The sequence below is a fragment of the Adlercreutzia sp. CNCM I-6207 genome, from assembly GCF_977072305.1.
In genome coordinates, this window is the sequence record NZ_CDRVLZ010000007.1 from 115885 (window position 1) to 123213 (window position 7329).

The following is a 7329-nucleotide window of genomic DNA, read 5'->3' on the forward strand; positions in this document are numbered from 1 at the left end:
TCTCTCTTCTCGGAATGCGCGCCTCGCGCCCCTTGCCTTTCTGCGCGCTGCCGCGCCGGCCCAATCGCCCGTCGGACGCCCTCGGAGCTTTAAGCCTCGTCGCCCTGGGCCGCCTCGCGGCCGAGCAGCTTGGCGATGCGATCGGAGTACTGCAGGTTCTCAAGCCCCGCCTCGGCGGCCAGGTCGATCACCGGCGCGTCGTTCCACAGCGCCTCGAGGCGGTAGTACTCGCGGGTCTCGGGCATGAACACATGCACGACGATGTTGCCGTAATCCAGAAGCGACCAGCTTCCGTCGGCGGACATCTCGCGGTGGGTGGGCTTGATGGACGCCTCCTCGCGCAGCTTGTCCTCGATCTCGTCGATGATGGCGTCCACCTGGCGGGAGTTGGCGGCCGTGGCGATGACGAAGTAGTCGGTCACGCCGATAAGGTCGCGCACTTCCTGCACCATGATGTCAGTGGCCTTCTTCTCGTCGGCAGCCTTGGCGGCGATGAGCGCGCACTTCCGCGAGAAGGCGGCCTGCTGCTCTACAGCATCGGTCATAGCTATCCTCACTTTCGGGAACATCAGATTTTGCTTGCATACCTTAGCACATATCTCTCCGGGGAGAGCTCCGGAAGGGGCGCGCGGAGCCCGGTTCGCTTTTCTCTCCCTGCGAACACAGTTAAGGGAAATAGCGAAGATGACGCACATAAGTCGGTACCATCCCAACATTGCTGCTGCTGAAGTGGAAGCTATTTCTTTAATAACTGTGTTCTCCGGGAGCGCTCAGAGGTCTCCGCGCGCCCCTTCCGGAGCTCTCCCCTACGTTGCCTTCACTGAGCTAAGGTCTCCCGTAAGGTACCGGGTCGGGGTTGGCCTCGGCGCGGTAGACCTCCTGCTCGGGCATGTAGGAGTTCCATATCTCGGTGGTCTTGGAGTACATAGGGTGGCGCCGCTCCATGATGAGCTGGACCCAGTAGGCGTACACCTCCAGGAACAGATCGCGCAGCTCAAGCTCCCCGACCTTCTCGCGCAGCTTCTGCACCATCTTTCCCTTGCGCCCCGGCTCCAGGGCATCGGCGATATAGACGATCATGTCCAAATCGCTCATGTCCACCGCGCCCAAGGTGTGGCGCTCGACGGCGGCGAGTACCTCAGGCGGCAGCTCCGGGAAGGCGCGGCCCAGGGCCACGGCGGCCGTGAGGCCGTGCAGGACTCGGGGCATGGCGGAAAGCTCGGCGTCCAGTTCCATCCCCAGCTCGTCGGCCCGTGCGAGGATGCCGGGGTCATCGTAGCCCTTGTCCCAGTCGTGCAGAAGGCCGGCCACCCGGGCCGCGGTCTTATCGGCCCCGTAGACGCAAGCCAACGCCTCGGCCGTCTCCGACACGCCGAGGCTGTGCTTGAAACGACGCGGGCCCACCCGCTTCTCCAGCTCGTCTCGGCGCTCCTTGTAGAATTCCTCGCTACGCCAATCGGCCATGGTCGGCTTCCTTTCGGTACAGCTGCTCTTCCTCGATGATCTCGCGAACCGCCTCGGGCACGAGGTAGCGGATGGTTCGTCCCTCGGCCACGCGCTGGCGCAGCTCGCTGGAGGAAATGTCGATGCCCGGCACGACGAAGGGCCGGACATCGAACCTACGCTCTCGCAGGACGCGCAGAGCCTCCTCCCCCAGCTCGAAGCCGGGGCGCGTGGCGGCCGCGAACATCGCGAGGCGGCCCAGTTCGGCGCTCTCGTACCACCGCGGCAGCGTGAGGGCCGCGTCGGCGCCGACGATGAAGACGAGCTCCACCCCCGGCAGCTCCTCGCGCAGCTCGCGCAACGTGTCCACGGCGTAGGTGATGCCGGGGCGCTCTACCTCCAGGGCGCTCACGGCGAAGGCGGGGTTGCCGGCCACGGCGGCGGCCACCATGGCCAGCCGCACCTCGCCGGCGGTCACAAGACGATCCTGCTTGAAGGCGGGACGGCCCGTGGGCACGAACAGCACCGCATCGAGGTTCGCAGCCTCGAGGGCCTCCTCGGCACAGGCGAGATGCCCCAGGTGAGGGGGGTCGAAGGTGCCCCCCATGATACCCAGCCGCGCGAGCGTGCCCGTCCGTGCCCGCTGCGCCAGCGCGTCCACGGCGCCGTCCATCGCCCTTAGGCCCTCACCTGGCCCGCGCCGCGCAACACGTACTTGTAAGAGGTGAGCGCGTCGGCGGCAAAGGGCCCGCGGGCGTGGATCTTCTGGGTGGAGATGCCGATCTCGGCGCCGAGGCCGAACTGGCCGCCGTCGGTGAAGGCCGTGGAGGCGTTGGCGTACACCGCCGCCGCGTCCACCTGGGCGAGGAAGGCGTCCTGGGCCGCCTCGTCGGAGGCGACGATGGCCTCGGAGTGCTTCGTGCCGTAGCGGTTCACGTGGTCGATGGCCTCTTGCAACCCTTCCACGCACTTCACCGCCAGCTCGGGCCCCAGATACTCGGTCTCCCAGTCGGCCTCGTCGGCGAGCACGACATCGGGCGCGTCGCCGGCCGCGGAAAGCCCGGCCGCCTCGGCGATGGCGAGCACGCGCGCATCGCCGTGGACGAGCACGCCGGCCTCCTTCATGTCCGCGAGAATGGGCGGCAGCACCGCATCGGCCACCGCCGCATCCACCAGAAGGGTCTCGGCGGCGTTGCACACCCCGTAGCGGCGGCACTTCGCGTTCTTGATGATGTCGCGGGCCATCGCGGGGTCGGCGGAAGCATGCACGTACACGTGGCAGTTGCCCGTGCCCGTCTCGATGACCGGTACTTTGGCGTGCTCCACGCAATGGCGGATAAGGCCCGCGCCTCCTCGGGGAATGAGCACGTCCACCAGGCCGTGCAGCCCCATGAGCACATCGGTGGCCGCCCGATCGGTGGTGGTCACCGCGCAGATGGAGCCCTCCGGCAGCCCCGCTTCCACGGCAGCCGCGGCCAGCACGTCGGCGATGACCTCGTTGGAGCGGGCCGCAAGGCTGCCGCCCCGCAGGATGCACGCGTTGCCGGACTTCACGCAGACCCCGGCAGCGTCGGCGGTCACGTTGGGCCGGGCCTCGTAGACCATGGCCACCACGCCGAGGGGCACCGACACGCGCCGAAGCTCGATGCCGTTGTAGAGGGTCGATTCCAGCGACACGACGCCGAGCGGATCGGGCAGCGCCGCCACCTCCTCCAAAGCGTCGGCCATAGCAAAGACGCGAGGCTCGTCCAGCATGAGCCGGTCCAGCAGCGCCTCGGTGGTGCCGGCCGCCCGGGCCGCCTCCATGTCCTCGCCGTTGGCCTCCACGATGGCCGGCGCCTGCGCCCGCAGGGCCGCCGCCATGGCGAGCAGCGCCCCGTTGCGCTCCTCGGTCGTCGCCTGAGCCAACTTCACGCTCGCCGCTTTTGCGAATTTCGCCAGCTCGCGCACTTCCTCTTCCAAAGTCATGGGCCTCTCCTATTCGAATAGAACCAGTTCGTCGCGATGGATGACGGGGCGGTCGGCCAGCACGGCCAGGATGGCGTTGCTCGCCACCTCCTCGCGGCTGCGCCCGCAGGCCAGCTTCAGAAGGTCGCTCGCCGCCGCGGCACGGCCCCGCGCGAACACGTGCCCCGTCTCGTCGGCCACGTCCACGATGTCATCCAACCCGAAGTCGCCCTCCACGGCGCGAATGCCCACGGAAAGGAGCGACTTGCCGCGCATCACCAGAGCATCGCGGGCCCCCTCGTCCACGACGACGGTGCCGTGCACGGAGTCCCCGAGCGCGATCCACAGCTTCTTGGCCGTGATCTCGTGGGGGCGATCCGGCGCCGTGAACAGCGTGCCGACTGCCTCTCCGGCAGCGGCCTGAGCGATGCAATCCGCGCGCCTCCCCTGGCAGATGACCATGGGGATGCCTGCGGCCATGAGCACCCGGGCCGCCTTGATCTTCGTGATCATGCCGCCGCTTCCCACGCCGGACACCGCGCCGCCGGCCGCAGCCAAGATGTCGCGGCCGACGCGATCCACGACGGGAATGAGCGTGGCCGCCGGATCGATCTGCGGGTTCGCCGTGTACAGCCCGTCGATATCCGAGAGGATCACCATGAGGTCGGCGTCGATGAGGCAGGCCACGAGCGCCGCCAAGGTATCGTTGTCGCCGAAGCGGATCTGCTCGACGGACACCGTGTCGTTCTCGTTCACGATGGGCACCACGGACAGCTCCAGAAGCCGGTCAAGCGTATCCCGCGCGTGCAGGTAGGCCGAGCGGTCCGCCGTGTCGCGCCGGGTGAGCAGCACCACGCTCGTCAGCATGTCCTGCGCCCCGAAGGCCTCGGCATAGGCCGTGGAAAGGGCGCTCTGCCCCACGGAGGCCGCCGCCTGCAGGCTCGGCATGTCCGTCGGGCGCTTGGCGATGCCCAGTGCCTCCAGGCCGCAGGCAATGGCCGCCGACGTGACGATGACCACGTCCCATCCGGCCGCGCGAACCCGCGCCACCTGATCGGCCAGATCGTTCAGAAACCCGTAGTCGATAGAACTCTCGGAGGTGGTGAGGGTGGCCGAGCCGATCTTCACCACCAGGCGCTTGCGCCTGTGCGTCGCGTCGCTCATCAGATATCCAGCTCCTGGTAGACGTCCACGGCACCGGCCGTGGGAGATTCGAAAGCGAACGAGAAGCCGAGGATGCGCACCTCGTCCCCGTCGCGGGCGCCGGCCTTCTCGAGGGCCGTATCGACCCCCATGCGCTTGAAGCGGTGCTGGAAGAAGGCCACGGCCTCCTCGTTCTCCCAGTCGGTCTGCACCACCATGCGCTCCACCTGCACGCCGGAAACGCGCCAGGCGCCGGGGCCCTCGGAGATGATGTCGAAGCGCTTCTCGCGGGCCTCGCGGCGCAGCTCCCACACGTGGTCGTACTGCATGTCGGATGCCGCCTGCTCGCGGGCCGCCTCGCGCAGGGCGTGCACCTTGGTGGCGATGGCGGCCTTCAGCGAGTCCACGCCGGCGCCCGTCAGCGCGCTTATGCGGTAGAGCTTCGGATCGATGGGGCTTTCCACGAACTCGTTGCCCCCGGCCGCGGCAATGGAGTCCTCGCGCACCCGGGCGGCCAGCGCCTCGCAGGCCTCCTCGGTGCCGGGCACGTCGATCTTGTTGGCCACGACGATGCGGGGCCGCGCCGCCAGCTCGTCGGCGTACAGGGCCAACTCGTTCTTGATGATCTCGTAGTCCTCCAAAGGATCGCGGCCTTCCCAGTCGCCGGTCAAATCGACGACCTGCACGATGAGGGCCGTGCGCTCGATGTGGCGCAGGAACTCGTGTCCCAACCCGCGGCCCTCGGAGGCCCCTTCGATGAGCCCCGGGATATCGGCCACGACGAAGGAGAGGTCGCCCGAGGTGGCCACGCCGAGGTTGGGAACGAGCGTGGTGAACGGGTAGTCGGCGATCTTCGGCCGCGCGGCGCTCATCTTCGCGATGAGCGAGCTTTTGCCCGCCGACGGCATGCCCACCAAGGCCGCATCGGCCATGAGCTTCATTTCTAGCTCGATCCAGCGCTCCTCGGCCGGCTCGCCCAGCTCGGCGAAGGCCGGGGCGCGACGCGTGGAGGTGACGAAGTGGATGTTGCCGCGGCCGCCCATGCCGCCGCGCGCCACGGTGACCGACTCGCCGTCGTGGGTCAGATCGGCGATCATCTCGCCCACTTCCCCCTCTTCCTCGAAATACTCGCGCACGACGGTGCCCACGGGCACCTTCAGCACGAGATCCTCGCCGGTAGCGCCGTGCATGCGGCTGCCGCGGCCATGGGTACCGCGCTCGGCCTTGAAGTGGTGTTTGAAGCGGTACTCGATGAGCGAGGAGACCGAGGCGTCGGCCACAACGATGACGTTGCCGCCGTGACCGCCATCGCCGCCGTCGGGGCCGCCCTTGGGCACGTGGGCCTCGCGCCGGAACGACATGCACCCGGCGCCCCCATTGCCGCCCTTCACATTGATGCGAACCTTATCGATGAACATAGGAGCCTTTCCTTACTAGTCAGTGTGCAGATTATCGCACACTCTGCCCAGAATTCCTCTCGGGCGGTGGCGGGAGGAGGCGCTCGCCGCCCGCTGATCGCTTTATCCCCTTCCGAACGCGGCAAAAGAAATAGCGGGGGGAACGCACACAAGTCGGTACCATCCCCGCATCGTTGCTGCTGACATGGAAGCTATTTCTTAACGGCCGCGTTCTCCAGGGGGCGATCAGAGGTCGTCGAGCGCCTCCTCCCGCCACCGCTGCGCGCGTTTTCTTACTGAATACAACAATGCCCCCTGAAACTTCAGAGGGCATTGGGTTACCGTTGATGTTACGCAGTCGTTGAGACTTAAAGCGTTTAGGCGGTCTGCTCGGCCGGGATGACGTGAATCTTACGCTTCTGGCCGCGCGTGAACTTCAGCGTGCCATCGCACAGGGCGAACAGGGTGTCGTCCTTGCCGCGGCCCACGTTCTCACCGGGATGGAAGTGGGTGCCGCGCTGGCGGACGATGATGTTGCCGGTCTTCACAGCCTCGCCGGCGAACTTCTTCACGCCCAGTCGCTGCGCGTGAGAGTCGCGACCGTTACGGGTAGAGCCCAAGCCTTTCTTGTGTGCCATGAGAGATTCCTCCTTAACCCGTTACTCGGCCTTGGCCGTACCGACGGATTCGATCTTCACGCGGGTCAGGTTCTGACGATGACCGCGCAGCTTCTTGTAGTTCTTGCGCTTCTTGAACTTGAAGACCAGCGCCTTGTCGCCCTTGAACTGTTCGAGCACGGTGGCCACGACCTTGGTCTTGGCGGCCTTCTCGGGGTCGGCCTCCACCTTGTCGCCGTCTACCACGCAGATGGCCTCAAGTTCCACCTTGTCGCCAGGCTCGACGTTGAGCTTCTCGATGTTGATCTTGTCTCCGGGGGCGACCTTGTACTGCTTGCCGCCCGTTTTCACGATTGCGTACATGTAAGTTTCTCCTTGAATGTGACTAAACGCAAGGCGATATCTTACCCGACACCCCCGCGCGAGTCAATGATTTTCTCCCGCAAAAACCCGCCGTTCACCGAGCATCTACATATGCAGGAAACGACGGAGTTGCCTTGCGACCCCCGCCGAGCTTCTTTCCTCACCCAGCAGCCCATCGGCCCATCGCGCGCAACTACCGAGCCGCGAGCTTTTCATCTGGAAAATGTGCTTTTTTGTTCAGGCCTCTGACCTGGGAAATCTGGAGTTATACCAGGTCAAACTAGGTGTTTCCCGAAAACAGAAAAGCACATTTTCCAAATTCCCGCTGTTAAACCACCATTGACATAGACCCACTTTCGGTACACGCGGAAAGGGGCCTCCCGCTACGATGCGATTGTCGAGAAAGCACCGGAGAGGAG

At 66.1% G+C, this 7329-nt stretch carries 8 protein-coding genes; all 8 read right to left on the reverse strand.

Annotated elements, in window-relative coordinates; genetic code table 11:
* Window positions 1-89 precede the first annotated feature (89 nt).
* The 8 genes from rsfS to rplU all read right to left on the reverse strand — a co-directional run bounded on the left by rsfS (window position 90) and on the right by rplU (window position 6910).
* The gene (rsfS, locus tag ACW4QM_RS05385; protein ID WP_161128448.1) at window positions 90-545 is read right to left on the reverse strand and encodes a ribosome silencing factor; all 456 of its coding nucleotides are present in this window, start codon (window positions 543-545) and stop codon (window positions 90-92) included.
* A gap of 280 nt (window positions 546-825) precedes the next feature.
* Complete coding sequence (gene yqeK, locus ACW4QM_RS05390) at window positions 826-1464, reverse strand: bis(5'-nucleosyl)-tetraphosphatase (symmetrical) YqeK (RefSeq protein WP_114540004.1); 639 nt, start codon at window positions 1462-1464, stop codon at window positions 826-828.
* On the reverse strand, window positions 1448-2116 hold the full coding sequence (gene nadD, locus ACW4QM_RS05395; RefSeq protein WP_161128447.1) for a nicotinate-nucleotide adenylyltransferase: 669 nt from the start codon (window positions 2114-2116) through the stop codon (window positions 1448-1450). Before nadD ends, yqeK begins: the two co-directional genes overlap by 17 nt.
* Window positions 2117-2121: 5 nt before the next feature.
* A complete protein-coding gene (locus ACW4QM_RS05400; protein ID WP_161128446.1) occupies window positions 2122-3411 on the reverse strand; it encodes a glutamate-5-semialdehyde dehydrogenase in 1290 nt (429 codons plus the stop codon).
* A 9-nt stretch (window positions 3412-3420) separates the two neighbouring features.
* The gene (gene proB, locus ACW4QM_RS05405) at window positions 3421-4554 is read right to left on the reverse strand and encodes a glutamate 5-kinase (RefSeq protein WP_114548744.1); all 1134 of its coding nucleotides are present in this window, start codon (window positions 4552-4554) and stop codon (window positions 3421-3423) included.
* A complete protein-coding gene (gene obgE, locus ACW4QM_RS05410) occupies window positions 4554-5951 on the reverse strand; it encodes a GTPase ObgE (protein ID WP_117284948.1) in 1398 nt (465 codons plus the stop codon). Before obgE ends, proB begins: the two co-directional genes overlap by 1 nt.
* 356 nt (window positions 5952-6307) lie before the next feature.
* On the reverse strand, window positions 6308-6568 hold the full coding sequence (gene rpmA, locus ACW4QM_RS05415) for a 50S ribosomal protein L27 (protein ID WP_022740161.1): 261 nt from the start codon (window positions 6566-6568) through the stop codon (window positions 6308-6310).
* Between the two features lie 21 nt (window positions 6569-6589).
* On the reverse strand, window positions 6590-6910 hold the full coding sequence (gene rplU, locus ACW4QM_RS05420) for a 50S ribosomal protein L21 (protein WP_022740162.1): 321 nt from the start codon (window positions 6908-6910) through the stop codon (window positions 6590-6592).
* Window positions 6911-7329: the final 419 nt, after the last annotated feature.

Coding starts and splice junctions, on each gene's coding strand:
- rsfS (WP_161128448.1), bottom strand. CDS start 545: ATGACCGATGCTGTAGAGCAGCAGGCCGCCTTCTCGCGGAAGTGCGCG.
- ACW4QM_RS05400 (WP_161128446.1), bottom strand. CDS start 3,411: ATGACTTTGGAAGAGGAAGTGCGCGAGCTGGCGAAATTCGCAAAAGCG.
- proB (WP_114548744.1), bottom strand. CDS start 4,554: ATGAGCGACGCGACGCACAGGCGCAAGCGCCTGGTGGTGAAGATCGGC.
- obgE (WP_117284948.1), bottom strand. CDS start 5,951: ATGTTCATCGATAAGGTTCGCATCAATGTGAAGGGCGGCAATGGGGGC.
- rplU (WP_022740162.1), bottom strand. CDS start 6,910: ATGTACGCAATCGTGAAAACGGGCGGCAAGCAGTACAAGGTCGCCCCC.
- nadD (WP_161128447.1), bottom strand. CDS start 2,116: ATGGACGGCGCCGTGGACGCGCTGGCGCAGCGGGCACGGACGGGCACG.
- rpmA (WP_022740161.1), bottom strand. CDS start 6,568: ATGGCACACAAGAAAGGCTTGGGCTCTACCCGTAACGGTCGCGACTCT.
- yqeK (WP_114540004.1), bottom strand. CDS start 1,464: ATGGCCGATTGGCGTAGCGAGGAATTCTACAAGGAGCGCCGAGACGAG.